Origin of the sequence: Occallatibacter sp. (assembly GCF_049582745.1) — a bacterium.
In the GTDB taxonomy this organism is placed as follows: domain Bacteria; phylum Acidobacteriota; class Terriglobia; order Terriglobales; family Acidobacteriaceae; genus Telmatobacter.
This window is the reverse complement of sequence record NZ_JBAUUO010000146.1, coordinates 1-22,494: the sequence shown is the minus strand read 5'-3', so window position 1 is coordinate 22,494 and position 22,494 is coordinate 1. Positions and strand designations below refer to the sequence as shown.

The 22,494-nt window shown below is 57.3% G+C and carries 27 protein-coding genes; 14 read left to right on the top strand and 13 right to left on the bottom strand.

What is annotated here, in order from left to right; all coding sequences use genetic code 11:
• The first annotated feature begins 5 nt into the window (after positions 1-5).
• A complete protein-coding gene (ftsW, locus tag WCA10_RS20750) occupies positions 6-1,097 on the top strand; it encodes a putative lipid II flippase FtsW (RefSeq protein WP_472824435.1) in 1,092 nt (363 codons plus the stop codon).
• A 180-nt stretch (positions 1,098-1,277) separates the two neighbouring features.
• Positions 1,278-2,663, top strand: a complete 1,386-nt coding sequence (locus WCA10_RS20745) for a hypothetical protein (protein WP_472824434.1) — start codon at positions 1,278-1,280, stop codon at positions 2,661-2,663.
• 710 nt (positions 2,664-3,373) lie between these two features.
• Here the strand turns inward: WCA10_RS20745 and WCA10_RS20740 are convergent.
• On the bottom strand, positions 3,374-3,871 hold the full coding sequence (locus tag WCA10_RS20740; protein WP_472824433.1) for a hypothetical protein: 498 nt from the start codon (positions 3,869-3,871) through the stop codon (positions 3,374-3,376).
• Positions 3,872-4,178: 307 nt separating this feature from the next.
• On the opposite strand from WCA10_RS20740, the gene WCA10_RS20735 reads away from it, so the two are divergent.
• Complete coding sequence (locus WCA10_RS20735; protein ID WP_472824432.1) at positions 4,179-4,598, top strand: VOC family protein; 420 nt, start codon at positions 4,179-4,181, stop codon at positions 4,596-4,598.
• A 156-nt stretch (positions 4,599-4,754) separates the two neighbouring features.
• Here WCA10_RS20735 and WCA10_RS20730 read toward each other — a convergent pair whose 3' ends face one another.
• Positions 4,755-5,033, bottom strand: coding sequence for a DUF3303 domain-containing protein (locus tag WCA10_RS20730; RefSeq protein WP_472824431.1), 279 nt, complete (start codon positions 5,031-5,033; stop codon positions 4,755-4,757).
• A 415-nt stretch (positions 5,034-5,448) separates the two neighbouring features.
• Positions 5,449-6,561 (bottom strand): undecaprenyldiphospho-muramoylpentapeptide beta-N-acetylglucosaminyltransferase, encoded by a 1,113-nt coding sequence (gene murG, locus WCA10_RS20725; RefSeq protein ID WP_472824430.1) that lies wholly within the window; start codon positions 6,559-6,561, stop codon positions 5,449-5,451.
• A gap of 158 nt (positions 6,562-6,719) precedes the next feature.
• Between murG and WCA10_RS20720 the strand changes: the two genes are divergently transcribed.
• Complete coding sequence (locus WCA10_RS20720; RefSeq protein WP_472824429.1) at positions 6,720-6,977, top strand: hypothetical protein; 258 nt, start codon at positions 6,720-6,722, stop codon at positions 6,975-6,977.
• A 74-nt stretch (positions 6,978-7,051) separates the two neighbouring features.
• Here WCA10_RS20720 and WCA10_RS20715 read toward each other — a convergent pair whose 3' ends face one another.
• Positions 7,052-7,288 (bottom strand): FmdB family zinc ribbon protein, encoded by a 237-nt coding sequence (locus WCA10_RS20715; RefSeq protein ID WP_472824428.1) that lies wholly within the window; start codon positions 7,286-7,288, stop codon positions 7,052-7,054.
• A gap of 74 nt (positions 7,289-7,362) precedes the next feature.
• Here WCA10_RS20715 and WCA10_RS20710 point away from each other — a divergent pair, with 74 nt between their 5' ends.
• Entirely contained in the window at positions 7,363-7,710 is a 348-nt protein-coding gene (locus tag WCA10_RS20710) for a hypothetical protein (RefSeq protein ID WP_472824427.1), read from the top strand.
• Positions 7,711-7,774: 64 nt separating this feature from the next.
• Positions 7,775-8,650: a phosphatase PAP2 family protein gene (locus WCA10_RS20705; protein WP_472824426.1), complete on the top strand. Its 876-nt coding sequence runs from the start codon at positions 7,775-7,777 to the stop codon at positions 8,648-8,650.
• A gap of 168 nt (positions 8,651-8,818) precedes the next feature.
• Here WCA10_RS20705 and WCA10_RS20700 read toward each other — a convergent pair whose 3' ends face one another.
• A complete protein-coding gene (locus WCA10_RS20700; protein ID WP_472824425.1) occupies positions 8,819-9,433 on the bottom strand; it encodes a hypothetical protein in 615 nt (204 codons plus the stop codon).
• Positions 9,434-9,823: 390 nt separating this feature from the next.
• Between WCA10_RS20700 and WCA10_RS20695 the strand changes: the two genes are divergently transcribed.
• A complete protein-coding gene (locus tag WCA10_RS20695) occupies positions 9,824-10,198 on the top strand; it encodes a VOC family protein (RefSeq protein WP_472824424.1) in 375 nt (124 codons plus the stop codon).
• 95 nt (positions 10,199-10,293) lie between these two features.
• Entirely contained in the window at positions 10,294-10,608 is a 315-nt protein-coding gene (locus WCA10_RS20690; RefSeq protein ID WP_472824423.1) for a hypothetical protein, read from the top strand.
• 74 nt (positions 10,609-10,682) lie between these two features.
• Here WCA10_RS20690 and WCA10_RS20685 read toward each other — a convergent pair whose 3' ends face one another.
• From WCA10_RS20685 to WCA10_RS20675, 3 genes are all read right to left on the bottom strand, one after another.
• Complete coding sequence (locus tag WCA10_RS20685) at positions 10,683-11,033, bottom strand: hypothetical protein (protein ID WP_472824422.1); 351 nt, start codon at positions 11,031-11,033, stop codon at positions 10,683-10,685.
• A gap of 308 nt (positions 11,034-11,341) precedes the next feature.
• Positions 11,342-12,841, bottom strand: a complete 1,500-nt coding sequence (locus WCA10_RS20680) for a pilus assembly protein TadG-related protein (protein ID WP_472824421.1) — start codon at positions 12,839-12,841, stop codon at positions 11,342-11,344.
• Positions 12,838-13,329: a TadE family protein gene (locus tag WCA10_RS20675; RefSeq protein ID WP_472824420.1), complete on the bottom strand. Its 492-nt coding sequence runs from the start codon at positions 13,327-13,329 to the stop codon at positions 12,838-12,840. The genes WCA10_RS20680 and WCA10_RS20675 overlap by 4 nt, the downstream gene beginning before the upstream one ends.
• A 497-nt stretch (positions 13,330-13,826) precedes the next feature.
• Here WCA10_RS20675 and WCA10_RS20670 point away from each other — a divergent pair, with 497 nt between their 5' ends.
• Together WCA10_RS20670 and WCA10_RS20665 are read left to right on the top strand one after the other, a co-directional pair.
• Positions 13,827-14,843, top strand: a complete 1,017-nt coding sequence (locus tag WCA10_RS20670; protein WP_472824419.1) for a hypothetical protein — start codon at positions 13,827-13,829, stop codon at positions 14,841-14,843.
• Complete coding sequence (locus WCA10_RS20665) at positions 14,840-15,016, top strand: TadE family protein (RefSeq protein ID WP_472824418.1); 177 nt, start codon at positions 14,840-14,842, stop codon at positions 15,014-15,016. Before WCA10_RS20670 ends, WCA10_RS20665 begins: the two co-directional genes overlap by 4 nt.
• Before the next feature lie 386 nt (positions 15,017-15,402).
• Here the strand turns inward: WCA10_RS20665 and pal are convergent, their stop codons facing one another.
• Positions 15,403-15,846, bottom strand: a complete 444-nt coding sequence (gene pal, locus WCA10_RS20660) for a peptidoglycan-associated lipoprotein Pal (RefSeq protein ID WP_472824417.1) — start codon at positions 15,844-15,846, stop codon at positions 15,403-15,405.
• Between the two features lie 308 nt (positions 15,847-16,154).
• On the opposite strand from pal, the gene WCA10_RS20655 reads away from it, so the two are divergent.
• Positions 16,155-17,393, top strand: a complete 1,239-nt coding sequence (locus WCA10_RS20655) for an MFS transporter (RefSeq protein ID WP_472824416.1) — start codon at positions 16,155-16,157, stop codon at positions 17,391-17,393.
• Positions 17,394-17,416: 23 nt separating this feature from the next.
• Here the strand turns inward: WCA10_RS20655 and WCA10_RS20650 are convergent, their stop codons facing one another.
• The gene (locus WCA10_RS20650; protein ID WP_472824415.1) at positions 17,417-18,046 is read right to left on the bottom strand and encodes a YbhB/YbcL family Raf kinase inhibitor-like protein; all 630 of its coding nucleotides are present in this window, start codon (positions 18,044-18,046) and stop codon (positions 17,417-17,419) included.
• Between the two features lie 86 nt (positions 18,047-18,132).
• A complete protein-coding gene (locus tag WCA10_RS20645; RefSeq protein ID WP_472824414.1) occupies positions 18,133-18,786 on the bottom strand; it encodes a flavin reductase family protein in 654 nt (217 codons plus the stop codon).
• 145 nt (positions 18,787-18,931) lie between these two features.
• Between WCA10_RS20645 and phoU the strand changes: the two genes are divergently transcribed.
• Both phoU and WCA10_RS20635 read left to right on the top strand, forming a co-directional pair.
• A complete protein-coding gene (phoU, locus tag WCA10_RS20640) occupies positions 18,932-19,603 on the top strand; it encodes a phosphate signaling complex protein PhoU (protein ID WP_472824413.1) in 672 nt (223 codons plus the stop codon).
• Positions 19,604-19,829: 226 nt separating this feature from the next.
• Positions 19,830-20,792 carry an IS1595 family transposase gene (locus WCA10_RS20635; RefSeq protein WP_472824412.1) on the top strand — a complete coding sequence of 321 codons (963 nt, stop codon included), beginning with the start codon at positions 19,830-19,832 and terminating at the stop codon, positions 20,790-20,792.
• Positions 20,793-20,824: 32 nt separating this feature from the next.
• Here the strand turns inward: WCA10_RS20635 and WCA10_RS20630 are convergent, their stop codons facing one another.
• Positions 20,825-20,962, bottom strand: a complete 138-nt coding sequence (locus tag WCA10_RS20630) for a hypothetical protein (protein WP_472824411.1) — start codon at positions 20,960-20,962, stop codon at positions 20,825-20,827.
• Position 20,963: 1 nt separating this feature from the next.
• Entirely contained in the window at positions 20,964-21,752 is a 789-nt protein-coding gene (locus WCA10_RS20625; protein WP_472824410.1) for a hypothetical protein, read from the bottom strand.
• 89 nt (positions 21,753-21,841) lie between these two features.
• Here WCA10_RS20625 and WCA10_RS20620 point away from each other — a divergent pair, with 89 nt between their 5' ends.
• Positions 21,842-22,435, top strand: a complete 594-nt coding sequence (locus WCA10_RS20620) for a hypothetical protein (protein WP_472824409.1) — start codon at positions 21,842-21,844, stop codon at positions 22,433-22,435.
• The last annotated feature ends 59 nt before the right edge of the window (positions 22,436-22,494 follow it).

Genomic DNA, 22,494 nt, shown 5'->3' with positions numbered 1-22,494 from the left:
GGCAAATGGCAAAGCGCGTAGGCGTCGACAAATGGATCTTCTTCACCACTCTGTTGCTGGTCGTCGCCGGCCTGGTCATGGTCTTTTCCGCTTCCGCCGTCGTGGCTGAAGAGCGCTACCACTCCCCCTACGGCTTCGTCATCCGCCAGGCGCTCTGGGCGCTCGCCGGCATCTTCACCATGATCGTGCTCTCGCGCATCGACTACACGCGCTACAATTCGCCGCGCTTCATCTACACCGCGCTCACCGTCACCACCCTTCTGCTCGTCATCGTCCTCTTCTTTCACGACTCGCACCATACGCACCGCTGGATGCGCTTCGGCGCATTCTCCTTCCAGCCCTCTGAGATCGCCAAGCCCGTCATCATTCTCTTCCTCGCCTGGTTCCTCTCCACGCGCCTCGGCCAGATGCATGACTGGCGCAACACCGTGCTTCGCGCCGCCATGATGCCCGTCGTCTTCATGCTGCTCATCGTTAAGCAGCCCGACCTCGGCACCGCCCTCGTCGTCGGCGGAGTCTCCGCCATGATGCTCATCCTCGCCGGCATGGACTGGAAGTATCTCTTCGTCGCCCTCGCCGCCGCCGCGCCGCCACTCGCCGCGCTGCTTTTCTGGGTGCCGTGGCGCCGCGCCCGCATGCTGGCCTTCATGCACCCCGACCTCGACCCGCAGGGCGCCGGATTCCACATCAACCAGTCCCTCATCGCCGTCGGCACCGGCGGCTTCACTGGCCGCGGCTACATGGAAGGCATGCAGAAGCTCTTCTATCTTCCCGAAGCCCACACCGACTTCATTTACGCCAACATCGCCGAAGAACTCGGCTTCATCGGCGCCATCTGCATCCTCGCGCTCTTCGTCGTTCTCGGATACCGCGGCCTCCGCACCGCCTACCTGTCCACCGATCCGTTTGCGCGCCTCACCGCCTTCGGACTCACGACCGCCATTCTGCTGCAGGCCTTCTTCAATATCAGTGTCGTTCTATCGCTGCTGCCCACCAAGGGAATCCCGCTCCCCTTCATCTCCTCCGGCGGCACCAGCCTCTTCTTCACGCTGGCAGGCATCGGCATCCTGCTCAACATCAGCAAGAAGGTCGACTGAACTCGTTTCGCATCTTGCGTCCTGCCGCGCTGCTTCACCCCATTTTTTCTTGACATCCCGCTCCAATCCCTTCATTGTTGCTCTTGCTTCCATAGCTCGCGCGTGTTCCGTAATGTGAAGCGTTCGCACTTTCAAGTCCAACAATTTCTTGATTCCAGACATTCCAAGGAGATTTGCTCCATGCGCATCCCCCCGCGTGTTCTGTTGCTGTGTCTCTCGTGTTGCGTCCCCACTCTCAGCTTTGCTCAGGCAGTCAGTATCTCCGTAGCCCCCGCCGCCCATCCTGGATACGCCGAGCGCCAGCCCGTCAAGGTCTCCAGCGTTTCCGCCGGCTACGCTGTTAACGACATCACCATCAATGCCGCCACCGGCAAAGTCATCGGCGGCGCCTCAGGAACCGCGCACATCACCGCCAACCGCAACGCCGCTACCGAAGCCGGCAGCAACAACAACTTCGACCTGGGCGACACCCGTAATAACCAGACCACCATCGACGGCCTCAACACCATCGCCACCTTCGACGGCGCATTCGTCGCCGAGGCCGGCGGCAGCCAAAACGGAAATTTCCGCTTCACCATGATCGGCAACGATCCCCGTGTGGGCGGATCCACCGTTTACCCCGCCAACATCGACGAGGTTTCTCTCCAACTCCTCGCCGCCGACGGCAGTATCTTCAAAACCGTTCCCTTCGCCCCCTTCGAGCACAAGGTCCTCAACTCACCCAACTTTGTGCCCCTCGACTACCGCTCCGGCCACAACGTGGAATATGCCGATGCTGTCCACCGCGCCGAGTTCTACAACACCATGAAGAACAACTGGCATACCGTCATCTTTCCCCAGGTGGTCAATCGCGTCACCATTGCCGTTCCCTACGCTGTCAACATCGAGCTTGAGAACGGCGACATCGTACAGGCCCGCTCCTACTTCACCGGAACAGCCGCCGATGGCAGTACCTACGTCCTGATGCTTTCGCCGCTCTTCAACTTTCTCTGGGACAACGAAGTCGTCAACGAGATCAACCTCGGCAACTTCACCACCAACAGCATCGACATGACCCTGTTCCCCAACACCTTCCTCTTCGACCTCAACACCAGCAACCCCAACACTCCCGGCAGCTGCTGCGAACTTGGTTTCCACACTTATTTTCTTGAAGGCGGCGTCTTCCCGCAGCCGCGCTGGATCACCGAATTCGCAAGCTGGATCTCGCCGGGTCTTTTCGGTGCTGGATTTCAGGATGTGACCGCGCTCTCGCACGAAACCAGCGAATCCTTCGATAATCCGTTTATCGATAACGCGACCCCCAACTGGCAGTTCCCGGGTCAGCCCGCGAACTCCACCGTGTGCCAGGCCAATCTTGAGAACGGTGATCCCATCGAGGGACTGGCCAACGCAACCAGCGCCATCAAGGTCAAGCAGGGCGGCGCCAACACCATCTACCACCCACAAAACATCGCGCTCCACCAGTGGTTCGAAATGGGAGCAACATCCAGCGCCATCGACGGCGCCTTCAGCTTCCCCGACGAGACAGTGTTGCCGACCTCCGCCATTCCCTGCCCAGGATCGTAAACACAGCGGTGTCATCCTGAGCATCGCGAAGGACCTGCTTCTGAAATCCCAAGCCCCATTCATGCGCGTAGTTTGCGCATGAGCCGGAAGCACGCGCTTTGAAAGGGCACGACTTCAGTCGTGCCACACCATCGCTCCTAAGGCACTGTCATCCTGAGCGAAGCAGCTTGGGGCCCCGCAAACGCCCGCGTTTGTGGGGTAAGCGGAGCGAAGGATCTGCTTCTTGGGTTGACGAGCGTGGTCCGTGCCGCTGACGAAGTATTTTCAGCGTGTCCAGAAAGACCGTGCGGGAACGATCGCTGGCCAGATACGGCAAGCGGTGATAACAACCGAAGCGGCGAAAGTGAAAATGTCCTTCCGTGTGGTAGCGCTTCAGGTGGTTCTGCACGGAAACATCGTAGAACCGTGCTGGCCGTTGTTATGTGAGGAACCCCAATCATGCGCAAGCAGCGCGCATGATTGGGGCCTCCGGATCAGGCTAAATTGAATTGACTGACATTGCACTTAGGGCTACGCTTTCCAACATGACCGATGAAAATGATCAAACTCCTACGTCTGATTCAGGGGCGGGGACCAGTTCGGATTCGGGTCCGAGAAATGATTCTCGTCCAGCAACTGGTGGAGGCGGCGGGACTCATCACCTGAAGAAGCTACGGAAGATCAATCCGAAGTCGGACTGGGCTCTTCGAGTTACCGATTGGTTACGCGAATCAGATGATTCCGTAGATTAGAGTTGCGACGGCGCAAATCATCGAGAAATACGCGAGGATAAGCAATCGGGCCTTATTGAAGTTAAGTCGTTTGTTCACATGAATGCGTCGCTTAGATTCATCCATTAATCCTAAGAGGAAGACCGTCTTTATCTCTTCTTTTGTGCAGCCATCGTTTGCTGCGGCTACTTCGTCCCTGTTGCTGCTCAGATCCTCTGGGACTTCTACTCGATATCCAACGATCGCCAGTGCGACAATTGCGAGAGCACCGGACACAACCGTTGCAGCGATTTCGCAAATATGCATCCCATAGGTGAAGTGAAGGTGGGTCAGGATGTCTGCCAGGAAGGTCAGAATGACGAGAAGAAATCCTGCTTTGGCATCGAGCGCGTCCGCTTGCGTTTGAAGAAACTCTTCGGACGCATACAGTCGATCCAGGATCCTATCTTCTCCAATCGCCATTCCTTCTTGAAACTCTACTTCTTCTCCAAATGCCATTTCAACTCCACTCTGCCGCTGTTCAATTTGAAGTTGTGATTTAACAACTCAACATACCGAAACATCGAGGCGCTTTCAAGCTCCTTAGTCTGTCTGCAACCCCCTCCATGAACGCGAAGAGAACTTGAAAATCTTCATCCACGAAAGGGCCGGAAGATGAACACGTTCAAGACGCCCTAAATTCGATCCGCTAACGCAGGTGCCTTGAGTATCCATCCGAACAACTACAGAAGACGGATATTCGTTGCCGGATAGCCGGTAAACCAGGAGCCGATCCCTTGCTTCAAACCTCAGCAGAGGTCGCATCATGGAGAACAGCAGGATTCTGTTCGTCGCGGGCTTTGGCCCTATCGTTCCTGACAGAGAGACAAGCCGAAAACTCTACGGCGATGCTCTCGGCATTCGCTTCAAAGAGGAGACCGGCGGCTATCTCCATACGGAATCCCTGGACGGCGCAAAGACCTTCGCGCTGTGGCCGCTCTCTGAAGCAGCCCAGTCCTGTTTCGCTCAAGACTTCTGGCCCGACGGCATACCGGTCCCGCAGGCGTGGCTTGAATTCGATGTCGACGATGTTGAACTAGCCACTGCGGAACTGGAGTCGCGAGGCTGCCGCATGCTCATCAAGAACAAGAAGGAACCCTGGGGACAAATTGTCAGCCGTTTTCTCGCGCCCGAGGGACTGCTGATCGGGATCACCTTTACGCCTTCGATGCGCAAAAAAAAATAGCGCACACTGAAGCATGTGCAGACGCCCCAGGTCCGGGTCCCCATCGACAGGTCTCGCCCATCGGGTGGAGATCGGGGTTTATCGGACCTGGGAAACTGGAAGCTAGAAGTTCGGGCCGTAAACTACGAACTCAGAACTTAGAACCACGAACTCACCCTACTTGCCGTAGTACTCCGCCATGGCTGCTCCGGCCGCGTTGTCATCGACCACGATGCTGCCGTGAATCTCCAGTACATCCACCCATTTCATCGATCCCTTGATCAGGGCTTCAGGGCTGTCCGACTCGTGCAGCACAAATCCACCGCTGCCGTCGGCTTTATGCCAGCGTCCTAACAGCTTTACGCCCTCCACGGGCGCTCCTTCTCCGGCGAGGAATCGCGCTGTTGCCTCTTTAATGCAGCCGGGACGCACACTGTACGTAGACATTACTTTCATGCAGACCTCTTTCAAACGCAGATTTTCTTCGGGGGGAATTGCTCAGCAATGTTCGAAGGCGAGAAGTATAGCGCAAAGGCAGTGCGCCGGCTGTAGAATTGCCCGCTCCGAAGGGCTCACCGAACCCTCAAAAAATAAATCCGGAAAATCGGCCGGAAATTTGCAGGTTATTTCGCCGACTTGTTCATAATGGAAATAGGAGAACTTCGGGGCGTTGACCGGCACCGCCTTCTGGGCACGGAAACGCCCGTAAGTCCTTTCCTTGGGAATCTCTACGGCGATCTTATTTGTTTGCAATTCTCTGCGGCGATATTCGCTGGTAAACCATTGAAAACAGAAACTTTCGTTCCAGAGGGGGGAATATACCCCCCCGAACAAGCTTCTGCCTCTTGAGCCAGGGGACCTTGCCGGAATGTCAAGCCGGGGCCAGCGAAACCAGCCGGTTGGCGATATCCTCGGCAGCTTGCGGATGGGATTGAGTCAACGCGGCGGCAGACATGGCCGCCAGCCGTTCATGCGATCCGAGTAGCTGGATGAGGGTGTCGATGACCTTGTCGTGATCGGCGAGATCGGATTCCTTCAACATCACCGCGGCTTCAGCCTTGACCATCTCCTCGGCGTTGCGCGTCTGGTGATCGTCGGCCGCGGCAGCGAAGGGGACGAGAACAGCCGGCTTGCCCGCGGCGGCAAGTTCGGCCACGGTGGAGGCTCCACTGCGCGACATGACCAGGTTGGCCTGCGCGAATCGCGTGGGCATGTCGTCGAGGAATCCGCTGACCTGCCATTGTGCGGGATTGGCGCCGCTGGCCTTGTAGGCAGCCTCGGTGGCCTCGACATGACGCATGCCGGCCTGGTGCAGAATGGTGAGTCCTGGCACAGACGCCAGCAGGTCAGGCGCGATGGCCGGCAGAGTGTTGTTGAAAAGCCGCGCCCCCTGAGATCCCCCGAAGACCAGCAGGTGCGGGGCATCCCCGGTAGTCGGCGGCAGCTTGAAGAAATCCGGCCGGACCGGGATGCCGGTCACCACCGCATTGCGAAAGAAAATCGCCGCCGCCGGAAAATTCACCGCAGCAGCCTGCACCCGTTTCCCCACCAGCCGATTCGCGAGCCCCGGCATCGCATTCGGCTCGAATGCCATCGTCGGAACCCCCATCATCACCGCAGCCGCCATTCCCGGCCCCGAAGCGTAGCCACCAACTCCGAACACGACATCCGGTTTGAACTCAAGGATCAGTCGCCGGCACGCGAAGAGGCTGCGCGGAATATCGACCAGCGTGCGCAGCCGCGTGGCAAGAGAGACGTTCTTGAGTGGTCCCACGTCGATCAGCCGCAACTGGAACCCCGCAGCTGGGACCAGCCGCGACTCCATCCCGCGCGGCGTCCCCACAAACAGGACGTCGGCCCCATGCCGCGTGACCAGCTCGTGCGCCACCGCCAGCGCTGGAATGATATGCCCCCCCGTACCCCCGCCTGCGATCAGCACGCGAAGTGGCGAGGGAAGCGGAGATTTTGTTGATGGATCTTTCACTGTGTTCTAGTTTGACAGATTCGGGTCTCAGGAAAAATTCAGTTGCCACGAGACGCCGAAGCGATCACGTTGTAGCACAAAAGTGGTCTGCTGTCGCACGGTTTGTGTAATGGGATTTGGGTTGAGGCAGGGCTAGACTTCTCACCATGGAGGTCGAAATGAACCATCAAGCTTATTCAGGTCCTTATCGCGCAGCGATGGAAGCGGCTACGGGCGAATTGGACAATCTGTTCGAGGAGGCCAAGCGGCTGCGGAATCGCATGGAGCAGATTGACTCAGCGATCAGTGCGCTGAAAGTCCTGGTCGGGACCGGCTCTGAAGCATCGTCCGTGGATTTTATGTCACAGGAGATGAGTGCCGACCCAATCCCGATGAAGCAGCAGATTGACTCGGCACTCGGGCTGGTCTTCGCGTAAACTGCCAAGCGGGCGAACCCGGCGAAAAGGCATTGCTCCGCGCGGCGCAAGTGGAATTCTGCCGCGCGTCGAACTCAATTGTCGCAGAACATATTGCCTGCGCAAGCACCCTGGCCGCAGCAGGCACCGGACGCACAGGCAGGAGCCGGCGGTTGGTTCGCTCCCTTGGTGATGGCGCCGGCTCCGCCGCTGATTAGGCGTTTGGCGTGACCTCCGCACTCGGGGCACTGGTCGATCGGGGCATCTGACATCTTCTGGCGCTGATCAAAATGGCGGTCACATTCTTCACAAAGATACTCGTAGGCTGGCAAAAAATTTCCCTCAACGCCATTTTAGATGCATTGGCATGACTGGTCTTCCATTTCTATCGTAGATACTAGTTGCCATGGGCAAGCGACCTGTTCCCGTCTTGATCGTGGTGGCTGTCTACATGTTGGTGGGTGTGATGGGATTCGTCTACCACTTCAATGAGCTGACTTCAGGCCATCAGGATGCGATCGCGATTGAACTGACGGAATTGCTGGCGGTAGTTTCCGGCGTCGGCTTGCTTTTGCGGCAGAACTGGGCGCGGTGGCTTGCGCTGGCATGGGTGATCTTTCACGTGGTCATCAGCATTTTCCACCCGCTCAGGGAACTCCTGATTCATGCGGCGCTTTGCATTGTGATCGCGTGGCTGCTGTTCCGGCCCGGGACGGCAAAGTGGTTCAAGGAGGAGCTTCGAGCTAAAAGCTGACGGCTTTCTTGAAATCCTGCATCCAACTCTGTTGATGATCAGGATTAAGAGCTGTACTTGGCTTGTGTCGACTTCTCTCTTGCTGACCTGTGCGGTGACCCAGGGGCTCGCCCAGGAATATGCCAACCTGCCCGACGATCCCGGCCTCAGCGTGAAACCTGCGGCCGAGGGTCTCGCCAAAGACTACGCCAACCTGCCCGATGATCACGGCCAGACGATGAAGCCGACAGTCGACACCACCACCGGTGTTCCGCAAAGAGAGGCTACGTGGCGAAGTCTGCCCGGTGACTTTCTCCACGACCAGAAGGACATCTGGTGGACGTTTCCCAAGCAGCTTGCGCGCGGGCGCCACTGGGTGCCGACGCTCATTGTCGTCGGGGGAACGGCTGGACTGATCTACGCTGACCCGCACGCCATGCCTTACTTCCAAACGCACCAGCGGAACTGGGATGACTTTAACGACGTGTTCGATCCGTTGATCACGACCGGGGAAGTGATTTCGCTGCCGGCCGGTCTGATGACGGCAGGATACATCCGCCATGACGACCGAGAGGTCAACACTGCACTTCTGGCTGCAGAAGCCTATGGAGACAGCCTGATCGTCAATCTGGCGATCAAGGCCGTGACCCGCAGGGAACGACCTGCCGATGTTCCCATGGGCGCTCCCTTCACCGGCACGTTCTTCAACGGCGGCAAATCGCCGCTCAAGGGAAGCAGTTTTCCTTCAGGGCACTCGACTGCAGTGTGGTCAGTGGCGACCATCGTCGCGGAACGGTACCGGCATCGGGGCAAGCCGTGGATTCCGGTGCTGTGTTATACGCTGGCTACCGCCATCAGTGGCTCGCGGATCACCGAGCAAGCTCATTTTCCATCGGACGTTTGGCTTGGTTCGGCTCTTGGTTACACGATCGCGAAGTATCAGACGCTGCGGCCGAGATGAGGGCTGCGGTAAAGGCTGACTGGCCCTCGGGTTGAATGCTGAGAAAACCATGCCTGCCCAGTTTTTAGCAATTTGTCTGGGGCCAAGCCGTTGGACGAAGTGATAGCTGCAATATAAAAGCCCGGCTGCCGAAGCAACCGGGCTTTGAATTGTATGTATTTCTAAGCCTTACCGGTGTCCGCCACCGCCGTGGCCACCGCCTCCACCATGGAAGCCACCGCCGCCACCACCGTGGAATCCGCCACCAGTGCCGCCTCGGAATCCACCGCCGCCGGCTACGTGCCCGCCACCAGCGTATCCGCCGCGGTATCCACCACCATTAAAGGCCCGCGGAACCACTGCACCCCTCTGGCCGCCGGCGTATCCACCGCGGTATCCACCACCGGCATAACCGCCGCGGTATCCACCGTCATGACCGCCGCGATAGCCGTACCCGCCACGGTATCCGTATCCGCCACGGTATCCGTATCCGCCACGGTATCCGTATCCGCCGCGATAGCCGTATCCGCCCCATCCATGCCGCCAGCCCCAGCCATACCAGGGACCTGCACCGATGAAGAGGCCACCGTCAAACCAGTTGGGACCGTAATAGCCGTAGGGCGCGCAAGCGTAAGGGTAATAAGGGTAATAGCCCCAATCACATACGGGAGGACCATAATCCATCGGCGCCGGAACCACATCCGGTCCAACCCCAATCCCCACTGCGACCTGAGCGTTAGCAGAGACTGCTGCGAAGGGCAGCGCCAGGATCATCGCGAACAGGATCAACTTCAAACTTTTCATTACGTCCTCCTTGTGCCGCCTGAACGGGCGTTCCGACTCAGGATCTTGGCTTTCAGCACATACCGGTCAGCGTTTCGCTTGTCCCGGCTACTGTACATTTGAACAACTGATCTGGGAATAAGTTGCGGTCAGTTGAGAACTTTCCTTTACCCCTTGAAACCGGGCACTTTGGGTTTCCCTATCCGGGCAATAGTGACACTGCCTCAACCGGCGAGCTCTCGAGTCGGCTCTCAACGCGGCCGGGCTATATTTCTTTATCATGATCGCGACCAACGCTAGTCTTGCTGCTCCAAAGGATGTTTCGTGCGTCGCCTCGCCGGTCGAATCAGGAATGAGCCGTCTGCTACTCTGGCGCTGTTTTTTTGAACGCCTGAGGTGAAGTGGGGATCCATGATGCCTAGTCCGGTTACTGATCTCAAGACATTTGTGCCTGCCAGAGATGCTGAGCTTTCGAAGAAGTTTTATACGGATCTCGGTTTTACGATCAATTGGAGTAATGAGCAGATTGCAGAACTGCAGATCGGTGCGTTCCGATTTCTGCTGCAGACGTTCTACGTGGCTGAGCATGCGGGCAATTTCATGATGAGCCTGTCCGTGGAGGACGCCGATGCCTGGTGGGACCACATTCAAAGGCTCGAGTTAACGAAGAAGTACCCTGGAATCATGTGCAAGCCTCCGCAGCTGCAGCCGTGGGGCATTCGGGTGCTCTACCTGAGCGATCCGGCCGGCGTTCTCTGGCACATTACGGATATGCGCAAGTCTTAACCAGTCAAATGCGGGGCATGCAGTAGAGGCGATAAAAGGCAAAAGCAAAAGGCCTGGTCGCTCTTAGCCCCGCCCGCGGTTATTAGAATGGAGCGATGCTCAAAGTCGGAATGCGCGTATGGCGGAACCATCCTGTGTTGGTGGCGGCAGGGATGGGAGCGGTTTTTGGAGCGGTGTACGCTGTCCTGATTGAGATCGGCGGATTTCTGCATCGAAACTCGTCTGCGGTGCTTCCCTTGTTGTTACCTGCCGCGCACGGATTCCGCGTTGGCCAGATGAATGCGATTCAGACAGCAGGTCTGCTGCTGATCGAAATGGCAGGCAACGTGGTGGGATTTGCCGTGCTATTTTCGGTTCCGGTGGCCGTAGCGGTTGGAGTGCGTCGCATCTTCAAAGGAAGGCGAGCATAAAAGAACGGCCTCTCCGGGAAGGAGAGGCCGTGAGGCAGGTCGGACAAGTTCAGTTCAATTGGCGAACTTGACGTTCAGCGGCGGAAGTGGCCGTCGCGGTCTCCGCCACGACGGTCGTCGCCGTCGAAGCGGTGATCATCGCGGTCGGCGTAGACGCGGCGATCGCGGTCGCGATTGTGGACCACGACAGGGCCGCGATCACGAACGAAACCAACGCCGGTGTAGTTCCAATATCCGGGGACCCAATAGCCGTTGTTGTAATAGCCGGCCACCCAGACGTATCCAGCACCAGGGCACGGAGGAATGTAGGCCGCCGGCCCACCCACAACAACTCTCACCTCGGCTGCCTGGGCCGTGGTCGCTCCAAGGCCCAACCCGCCAGCCACTATCGCTGCACCCAGCATGAATTTGCCAAAGTTTTTCATAACTCCTCCGTCCTTCCGTTGGTAAAACCATTTCGGCTGCCGGCCCTGGAAGCTTGGCTCTTGCTGCTTCCTGCCGCGCCGTTCATGGTGTGTACAAACACCGCGGTTCGCGAAGGTTGCGGCATGACGTGCGAAATAAATATGCGCAACTTTTTGCGGTCACGTGTATCGAAGGGTGCTTGTGCGTCGACGGGAGATTCGCATCGGTGAACACATGCGTCGCACCTGATGGGCAAGATCAACCTGGCGCAAAAAAGAAAGGCCGAAGAAGTTGCTCCGGCCTTTCCGATCAGACTTGGCTTACATTCTTAGGTTATGTTGTTGGGGATCAGCCTCGCCTTGGTGAGCTGCGCGGAGATGTTCCCGAAAATTCCTTTGAGAGAGAGATTTGGATTGCTGCCCGAGGTGCACTGACCCTTGTTCTGAGTCGCAGTAGCGTCAGAGTAAAAATTGGGCGCATTCGTGGATGACACGTATCCGGAAGACATCTGCATCATTGCTTGACAGGGTGTAATGGACAAGCTGCCTTTGTCAGTAGAACAACCCGAACTGGACGCGCCATAAGCGATCGTATACACAGTTGTGCCATTGCTTGCAGCGTACTGCGCCGCAGTGATCGCCTGGTGGCATTGGTCATCGAGAGAGGGATAGGTGTTGCCATTGTTCCCAACGTTTTTGCCCTTGGAGTCGACCATCTTTCCGCTCGATGCACTGGCATCCCCGTCGCTGAGGATGATCATGACGTTGCGCGATCCCGGTGCTGCCGCCTTCGCGGCGACCAGCGAAGACTGCGCGGCATAAATGGCGCCTGCATAATAGGTTCCGTCCCCGCCCTTTGCGTCGAGGCCGCAGTTGCCCGATGTTCCCCCCGAACCATTGACCAGAGTCGAAGAACTGCTCAAAGACCCACCAACAGAGTTCGAGGCCGTCCAATCGCTCGCGTAATCGGTGATCTGATAGGTGCCCGCGCCTCCGGTGGGAGCAGACCAGGTTGCCCCGGCAGCAGGGGTGGTGTAGGGAACAACGCTAGGCGTTGTACTCGTTTTGCAGTCGGTCTCGGCGGAGAGTGAAGCCGTGGTCGAGGCGACGGTCGGAAACGTAAGGAGGCTGACCTGATCGTACGGAGTGCATGTTGCCGAAGACTTCGACGTGCTTGCCGTACATGGCGCAAGAAGGCCCAGCATCGTGCGGACACCCTGCAGCGCGCAGTAGATGCGGGTATTTCCGCAGCTTGCGTCGTTGTCCTGGGTTTGCATGGATGCCGTAGAGTCAACGACCATGGCCACATTGACCTGGTCGTTCTGCCCGCTGGCCATGGTCGCGGTTGCAGTTGACGTCAAGGTGAGAGAGCGAGCCGAATTCACACCCATGACCGAAAGCACCCGAATGAAAAAAGTGGGAATGGTCGCGGTTTGCGTAACGCGAACTACGTTGTATCCCGTACCCGAAGCCTGGCACGGTGCTGCGACCATGGCGGAATCCGTGACACAGCTAAAGGTGACGGACCTGGTGGGACTGGGAAGATTAGTGTTGAAGTTGGCTCCGCCTGTCGTCGAAGTATAGAGGTCGACCGCACTCGTTACGGTGTCAGTGGTGGCGGACCCCTGGCCCATTGCGTATGCGCCTGCAAGCGCGGCTGCATCCGTGGTTGCCTGTAGCTGCCGGTAGCAGACATAAGCGCGACCCAGATCGACAGTGATTCCGCCAGCACCGATAACCAGCACGCTGAGGAACGTCATCCAGGGGATAATCTGGCCACGCTCGTCTTTGAGAAAGCGGCCGAACAGTGAATGCGTTTGCAAATTCATTGAATTACCTCCGTTACCTGGGTCGTGACTGAACAGGCACCTAATTTGGTGTTGTAGACAAAGAAGCTGCACGGATACGTCGCCTGTATCTGGGCAGGCCAACCGGATTGCAGGGCAGCAGCGCCACCGTTGCCCGCTGCCGTGCACGAGGGCGCCGCGCCCTTGGTGCCGCCATACGTGGTGCCGCCAGAGACAGTGCCGCTGGTGTTGGTGCCGCCGAGGATAAAGGTGAGCGTCATGTTGGATTTGGCAAGTGCGGGCGCGGACGCGTAGATCGCACTGGCGGTTGTTGCGCAGGGGTCGCTATCGCCGCGCTCCAGAGCCATAACGCGGCCGGCGTTGCTGACGGCCTCGCCAAGCTGGAGTTTCTGATAGAGAACGACGGAAAAGGAGAAGATGCTGGTCAGCATCGCAAGCATGATGGGCATGACGAGCGCCATTTCAACGAGTGCACCGCCGTGGTCTCCCCGAATCGAAAACCGAAGCATTCGCTTGGGTCTTGATTTCGATCCCGAGAGTTTGGAGGAAACATGGGAAGGCGGAACATCGCCAACCGCGGAAGGTGTGGTCGCAAAGTCTGGGACGAACATCGTAGCCCTTTCATTTCGGGCAGTGCGTCCGCCTCCAGAGGCGACGGTGGAAGTGTCACCGCTGAACGCAAGCCTAAGCGAATTCTAGGGAGAATCGAGTTATTGTGAAATAGTTCAAACGTGCCGGGGTACCTAACGCTTCGGTAACGAAAGAACTCGAAGTTCAGTACGAAAGTCCACTAATTTCCCCGCGAGGGCTCTGCAAATTAATTGATCTTTGAAAGTTCTTGCAATTTGACTTGGATGTGCTGAGCGATTTTGGGAGTGGAGATCGCCGGGCGTGGTGATTCAAAAGTACCGTTCGTACAGCCAAGGGGGTATTTACCCTAAGGCGAAATGCACTTATGATCTGACTGGACTCCTCTTGGTTCGTGACGAGTGGACTGGGTGAATGCATGCTTCCAGCCGGCGCAGATCCAAATCCGACGCACCACGCTCCAGTATCGGACGATGCAGGCGGACGTTCGCCAAAGAAAAACGAACCGTTCCGGGTCTACAACCGCTCCAGGGAAGCCTTTCTCAGCTTAGAAGTCGCAATTTTCGACACGACCGCTGAGCCCTTGAAAAGGCTTTTCGATTTTCTTATCCATGGCAGCGCGACCGGATTATGGCTAAAGCCGTACCGAGGTGTTCCGGCTTCGCAGGGCGCTAGATTCTTCGATCTGGTTTATCTCGATGAAGAGAACCGCGTCGCGTGGAACGTCGATCACTATCCCAATCCCCAATTCACAGTTTTAGAGGATGAGCCGGCGAGCGCGCTGCTTCTGCCCGCGCACACCATCTTTGCGTCGCAGCTCCGCTCAGGCGATCAACTCTCGATATGCGGTGTCGAAGAGCTCGAGGGCATCCTGGAAACCTTCGCCATCGGCGATGAGGAGGTGGACGCACATGGCGCGGCGATTGCGGAACAATCAAAAGCTGACCGGGACGAATTTCTCCGATCGACTTCCGGCCCACACGGTGTGCCCGTGCAGCAGATCGCGGACGGGGGTGAGGCGGCGCCGGAGAAGGGGACTTCATTTGCCGCTTGGATAAAGCGGTGGTTTTCCTCCGAATCGGCGAGCAGCCAGCGATCAAACCGTCAGATTCTTCCGGGTCTGGTTGCATATCACTGGAGCGGGGGGGCGCCGCAACCCTACCAACTCGGCAACATAAGCGAATCCGGATTCTTCCTCCTCACCGACGAACGCCCATATCCCGGAACCCTGATTCTGATGACGCTGCAAAGAACGGGGAGCAAAGGGGACAAACTGGGGAATTCGATCGCCGTACACTCAAAGGTGATCCGCTGGGGCCCGGACGGCGTGGGTTTTTCCTTCGTTGTTCCGGAAACCGAAGACGCGAAAAAGGAGAATCGCGAGCCGGGAAAACTGGTGGACAGAAAGTCACTGCAAGAGTTTCTGAGGCTTTGATTGGCGAACAGAGATCAGCCATTGTCGAGATGGCCGTGGTGAGATCGCTTTTGTTCGTGGTTCTGTTTGGAATCATTGAGCTGTCGCTGGCAATGTACACCTACAACTATGTTTCGGACGCCGCAAGGGAAGCGACACGGTATGCCATCGTACGTGGATCGTCCTGCACTTAACTCGCCAACTGCGGAGTGACTTCAGCGCAGATTCAGAGTTATGTGCAGAGCCTGGGATATCCTGGAATGAATTCCGCGAATCACAACCGCGACGACGACATGATACGTCCGAGTTCTGCTCCTCCTATAACGTGGACGGCGTGCGGAACTCCGTGTAATGCGGCGGGCGACGCAGTGCAAGTAAGAGTCACCTACAGTTTTCCCCTGAGCGTTCCATTTGTTCCCAAGTCGACACTGAGTCTTCACAGCACTTCGCTGATGGTAATTGCCAATTAGCCAGCATGGGGCTGCTTGATTTCAGCGTGCTCAGTTGAGTCGTCGTAAAGAAAAGACTCCGTGAGCGACGTTACCTCACGGAGCCGAGTGGTTCAGGCTCAATTGAATTTCTATCGATCAAGGGCAAAGCCTGCACGGCGGTTTTCCTGCCAGCAGGATTCGTTGTCATCGGCGCAGAAGGGTTTTTCCTTGCCGTAGCTGATGACGCGGATGCGGTTGGCATCGACGCCCGAGCCGATCAGCAGTTTTTCGGCGGAACTGGCGCGGTTCTGCCCGAGCGCAACGTTGTACTCGTCGGAACCGCGCTCGTCGCAGTATCCGCCGATGACGACCTTCATTTCGGGATGGCTCTTCAGGAATGCAGCATCCTGGGAGAGGACCGATTCATCGCCATTGCGGACATTGTATTTATCGTAGTCGAAGAAGATGTCTTTCACGTGCTGGCGGAAGGTCTCTTCCTCAGACATGCTGGGCGCAGCGGCCGCGGCGACCGGAGCGCGCGTGACAGTTACGCGGCCATAGGCGTCGGCGGTGCCTCCATTGCCCTTCGCCATCAGGTGATAAGTAGTCGACGCGCTCGGGGTGACTGTCTTTGTACCGGAGGTGGCAACGTCTCCGAGACCACCGATGGAGGCACCGGCAGTGACGGCAGTTGGGGAAGCCGAGATGTTAGCTGTGGGCGCCGGGGCAGGAGGCGGCGCGGTGGCGACGGGTTGGAGGTGTTCCAGGTGAGTGTTACTGGTTCATGGGGTTTATCGACTACAACGGCCAGATCAAGGTACACCGAACGCTGCTGAATGTTTTTCTGCGCGATCGAGGCGTCGGCTACTCGCCGGACGCCTGCTAATGTATCCTCCCGCTCATGTCGTTCATTCGCGATTTCCAGCGTCTGAGTTCGTCGCAGCGTCACACCTTTGTTGCGTCTTTCCTTGGATGGACGCTCGACAGCCTTGATTTTTTTCTGCTGATCTTTTGCGTGAAAGCCATCTCGGCGGATTTCCACGCGAAGCCGTCGGATGTATTCACCGCGGTACTTTTGACGCAGATATTTCGCCCAGTTGGCGCGTTGGTGTTCGGGATGCTGGCCGATCGCTATGGCAGGCGTCCGGTGCTGATGTTCAACATTCTCAGCTTTTCGGTGATTGAGTTGGCCTGCGCGTTTGCGCCGTCTCTGGTCGTGCTGCTGGTGTTGCGCGCGCTGTTCGGCATCGCCATGGGTGGCGAGTGGGGAGTGGGAGCGGCGCTGGCGTTTGAGTCGTTGCCAACAGAGGGACGCGGCGGCTTCTCGGGGATCCTGCAGGAGGGATACGCATTCGGATCGATCCTGGCGTCGGCGGCGTTTGCATTACTGTTTCACTCGCTGGGATGGCGCGGGTTGTTCATGGTAGGGGCGAGCCCAGCACTGCTCGTGTTTTATGTGCAGGCGCGGGTTGAAGAATCGCCGGTATGGCTCGCGGTAGAGCGCAAGCGGCGATCTGAACCGGCTGGAGATTCTTATGCGAAGAAACTTGCGTCCCTCAAGTCGTTCCTGCCGACGTTTCTTTTTCTGATCGTGCTGATGACGGCGTTCATGTCGTTTTCGCACGGGACGCAGGATGTGTATCCGACGTTTCTCCAGGTGCAGATAGGATTGTCGCCGCGGGCAGTGGGGACGATCGGAGTGATCTACGGATTTGCGCAGATCCTGGGCGGATTCGTCTTTGGGACACTATCGGAAAAGTGGGGCCGCAAGCGCGCGATTATTACGGCGGCACTGCTGTCGCTCGTGGCGATACCGGCGTGGGCGTATGGGCACTCGGCGGTGACGTTGGCGATGGGCGCGGTGGCGATGCAGTTCATGGTGCAGGGCGCCTGGGGCGTGGTGCCGGCATATCTTGCCGAGCTGACGCCTGCGCCGGTGCGTGCGACGGCGCCGGGACTGGCATATCAACTCGGCGGACTGGTGACTTCGTGGAATGCGAATGCGCAGTCGCTGGCGGCGGAGAAGTGGGGAAGCTATCGGAACGTGCTGGCGATTTCGGTGGTGATTGTGGCGCTCGCACTGGCGTTGCTGGCTTCGCTGGGGCATGAGGTGAGGGGCAGGGATATGTCGGCGGATTGAAGGAGCTCTCGATCAGCTGGTCGTTAGCGTCCGTAGCGTGCCATGAGCTTGCCGCGAGCGAGGACGTGGGTGTTCATGGCGTCCTCAATCTGCGCACGCGTGGCACGCGCAGGCAAAACGAGTGTCGAGTTGAGCGCAAAGAGGTCGAAGAAGTAACGGTGCGTAGATCCGCGTGGCGGGCAGGGACCACCGTAGCCGACTTTGCCAAAATCGTTGCGTCCCTGGCGCGAGCCGTCGGGAAGTTGATCTTGTGTTGGTACGCCTGCCGCTAATGCGCTGGTGTTTGCCGGCAGGTTAAAGACGACCCAGTGGGTGAAGGTGCCACCGGGAGCATCGGGGTCGGTGACGGTGAGGATGAAGCTCTTCGTATCGGCGGGCGGGGCGGTCCACTTGAGCGGCGGCGACTGGTCTGCGCCGTCGCAGGTAAACTCCTTCGGAACGGTTCCACCGGCGAGGCTGTCACTCGATAGTGTGATGGAGGCGTCGGTTGCAGCGGATGCGACGGAGGGGATCGCCGCGGGTGGATTGCTGGTGCGACATCCGGCGAAGAAGGGAGCGCAAAGCAGGAGAACAAGAAGCAGCAGAATGCGCGCCATGAGGCTCGCGGAATGGTCGACGAATGTGGAGGGTAAAGTCGATTCGCAGAGATGCATCCCGCATGCCTCCTTTGCAATCGCCTTGGTGGAACCGACGAATCGTGGGGACCAGTATAGTCTTGTGGAAAGCGCGGAGGGGCAGGCTATTTCGGGCGGATGAGTTCAATGCGATCGTGGGTGCGCACCCAGGTGTTGCCGGCCATGCGGCCGACGGCGTCGAGGCCGGCGGGGTCGATGCGGAAGTCTTCGATCAGGTCTTCGCGTATGTGGAAACGCAACACTTCACCGAGCACAACGACTCCGCTGGCGGGCTGGTTGCCGGTGTAGATCACCTGCATCAGGCGGCACTCCATTTGCGCGGGGGACTCGGCGACGCGCGGCGGCTTTACTGCTTCGCTGGCTAGGGGCGTGAGGCCAGAGAGCTTGAATTCGTCGACTTCCGGGGCGACTTCGGCGGCGGATATATTCGCCTGTGCGGCGATGGATTCGCTGACAATGTTGATGACGAATTCGCGCGTCTGCTCGACGTTGCGGAGAGTGTCTTTGCGCTGGCCGGCCTGGTCGGTTCCCGCGGGACGGAGAGCGGTGCAGAAGAGCAGAGTCGGCGGCGCCGCGCCGACTCCGGCGAAAAAGCTGAAAGGGGCAAGGTTAGCGTTGCCGTCGGCGTCAACGGTGGAGACCAGGGCGATGGGCCGCGGGACAATGATCCCGGTCATCAATTTGTAGATCTGCCTTTGCGGGTGCGCGGCGGGATCGATGCTGAGCATGGACTTTGGAGTCGAACTCGATTCGTTCATTCTGTTAGGCTAGATCATCGCCGTCATGCGAACGGGCGCAGGGACAACGCTGAGGCGTAAGTAATGTCAAATGGGATGCCTCGGGGAAATTTGTCTCCCCGTAACATAGGTTGATGCACAATGGTCGTTAGGAGAAAAACGGGCCGTGCCGCGTATTCACTTTCAAATTCAGCTTGCTGAACTTAAGGACAAACTCCTTGCCATGGCTGCGATGGCGCAGCAGGCGGTAGAGTCCGCGGTCGAGGCCTATCTCCTGCGGGACAAGAATCTGTGCCAATTCGTCAAGCAGAACGAAACGGCAATCGACTCAGCCCAGCGCGAACTGGACGAAATGGCGTACGAACTTCTCGCCAAGGAACAGCCGATGGCGATCGACCTGCGCTTTATCCTGGCCGTGATCAAGATCAATGGCGATCTCGAACGCATTGGCGACCAGTCGATGGGCATCTCGCGGCGCACGCGCGACATTATGAAGACCGAGCCGGCGGAACTGCCGGTGGACTTCAGCGCCATGGGCGAGGTTGCAGGGCGAATGATCCGGACGGCGATCCTTTCGCTGCTGGAGGGAGACGCGCGGCTGGCCGATGCGGTGCGCGAGATGGATGACGAGATCGATCGCATGAACCGCCGGGCGCATGCCGACCTGCTGAAGATGATCCAGGAGCAGCCGAAGTTTACGCAGCAGGCGATGAATGGGCTGATGGTTTCGCGCAGCCTGGAGCGGATCGCGGACCACGCCGCCAATATTGCGACGGACGTGATCTTCTGGGTTCGCGGCGCGGATGTGCGGCATCAATTGAGCCTTTCAATGGATTGAGGATTGAGCCGCCCAGGCTTTCTGGACAATCCCCCTCGAAGTCATGCCGAGTTCGGTCTGCCTCGCGCAGACCTCAAATTCGGGAGTGGATCACTCCGGGGCACCCCCTCCCCCCCAGGGGTCTTTTTGGCTAAATACCCTATAGTGTGTGAGTTGGCGGGGCAATAACATACTTGACACACAAGATCGTAAGTAGTATTCTGCTTATAGATCGAGGTTCAAGGAAATGAAAAAGCCCGTAACTCTTCAGCAGGCAATAGTTTACTTCGGTGACCCAGACAGAGCTTTCGAGTATGCCAAGTGGATGCGCTGGCCGGATGACAAGGTTACGTGCCCCCGTTGCGACTCTGACTCCAATTCGTTTGTGAGCACGCGGAAACTGTGGTTCTGTAAGGGTTGCAAGAAGCAGTTCACCGTCAAAGTTGGGACGATCTTTGAGGACTCGCCTATTGGTCTGGACAAGTGGATGACAGCGGTCTGGATGATCTGCAACTGCAAGAACGGAATTAGCAGCTATGAACTCCACCGTTCGATTGGAGTTACCCAGAAGTCGGCGTGGTTCATGCTGCATCGGATTCGTGAGGCGATGAAGTCCGACGCATCGCACAAGTTTGGCTTTGGCGGTCCCGTAGAAGCGGACGAGGTTTACATTGGCCCGAACCCTGCCAAGATGCACAAGAGCCGCAAGGCTCAGGTGCAGGCGCGCGATGGACTCAAGGGTGGATATGTAGGCAAGACCGCTGTCCACGGAATGCTTGACCGTGAGCTTCGCCAAGTCCGCGCTAAGGTTATGCCGAACGTGAAGCGCGAGACTTTGCAGAATGCGATTCTCAATAACGTGACTCCGTTTGCTAGGGTCTACACCGACGAAGCAATGCAGTATGACGGCCTGAGTAGACAATTCGTTCACAAGGTCATCAATCACTCGCATGAGTACGTGAACGGCAATGTTCACACGCAGGGGATTGAAAACTTCTGGAGTTTGCTCAAGAGAGGTCTGCGCGGTACCTACGTCGCCGTCGAGCCGTTCCACTTGGACCGTTATCTGAGTGAGCAAGTTTTCCGCTTCAACAATCGCGCCACGAAGGATAACCCGCTCACCGATGAAGACCGCTTCGCGCTGGCGATGATCCAGACGGTTGGCCGTCGCCTTACCTACACCCAACTGACGTGGCAAGGTGCGGACTGACGTAAAACGTAGATGGGGTCGCGGTAAGCGCATTACTTGCCGTTCTCTTTCACGGCCACCTTTGCAGTTGGTTTTTCCTTTTTAACTGGTTTCGGAGCGCGGAAGAGCTTTTGCATTGTTCCTTCGAAGTTCTTTCGCGCTCCTGCGCCTTTGCGGTATTCAGGTTTCATCTCACCTCTCCACAGTCAACTTAGCTCCATCTATGCGATGAGCCATCGCTGTAATAACATCGGCCTCCCATTCGATTGCAGGTATTGGCTCATGTATTCCATGATCGGCGTGAGACAGCGCCATGGGGAAACCCAATGCCCCAAACTCTAGAGTAATTTTTCGCTTACGATCCGCGAATTGTAGCTCGTAGGCGCTCATGATCTTCTGTCGCCATCGACTTCGCTCAGTTGATTGAATGATCTTCTGCTTATCTGTGGCCCCGTAATCGATAGGGGGTGGGATTGGCTCAAAGTTCCCTAAAAACCCTCTCATCTCTTTTGCTAGCTGGAATGCTTCAATCTGGAGCGACGAAAACATAGCTAACTTCGCCATACTCTCCTTAGCTCCTTGCATGAAAGCACTTCGCTCCACCATGCATTGCCGATATGCTTCTTGCGAATTTTCTAGCTCAGCTCTATGCGCCTTGCCTTCTTCGAACAACTCATCCAACTTGGCTCGATACTCTAAGTTTCGCCGTGCAAAACCCTTCGAATCCTCAATTTCTTTGGATAGTTGCTCTTTGAGATGTTTAATGGTTTTCTTCTGAATGAATCCAGAACGCAACGACGACCAAAGGCTTGCGGCAAACAACGCTAGCCCAGTAATTAGCCAGAGGACATGAGGTATACCGACTAGCTTGGTCATCGATAAATCCTTTGGCGTGATTTCAAGCCATTGGAGTATGCAGGCCAACCCCCCGAAACCTCCGAGCGCGGCAAAGATGAAGATCCACGTCTCTTTTTTAGGCATGGCTCATTGTCGCCTCGTATAGTGGGGGAGTAAAGGCCAATAAGATACTTGACGCAGTTACTCCCATCAACATAAGGAGGGGCTGGAGCATGTACTACGGAAAAGTGCTGCGGCAAATCGCCGAGTCTATACAGAGTTTGGCTGCCGACATTCAAAGCGGAATAGAAAGAATAAGCAGCAAGATTGAATCCGCATCCGCAGAGAATAAGGCCGAAAATGCCAAGGAAAAGCCCGAGCAAAAACTTGAAGTGACCGCTGTTCTGCACCGTGATCGCTCCGAGATAGAGGCAGAAAGCGCCCGCGAAACCCATAAGGAGATACGCGCATCCAGCGCGGAATTTCGAGACAGAATCAGACTTTACGTTGAAGTTACTGCTCTGATAATCGGCGTTGTTGTAGCAGGCGCGAATGTGGCTCTTTGGATTCAAACCAAAGAATCTACCCGAATAGCCAGAATCGCCGCAGATGCCGCCAAAGCAGGAGCGGACGCCTCGAAAGCCCAAGTGGAAGCCACTAAGGAATCGATAGACGAAACGGTGAAAAACTTTCGTCTGGATCAGAGGGCTTGGATTGGGCCAAAGAGTTTCGATCTTCTCCCTATGAATGCACCCGATCTGACCTTGCCCTCAGAATGCGTATCTCTTAGCCCTGCGGGTTTGAGGAGATATTCATCCTCGTCGTAGTCGTGGCGCGGGAATGTGGGAATCGGCATTATCGATTTCCAAGGTCTGTGGGAAGGGTG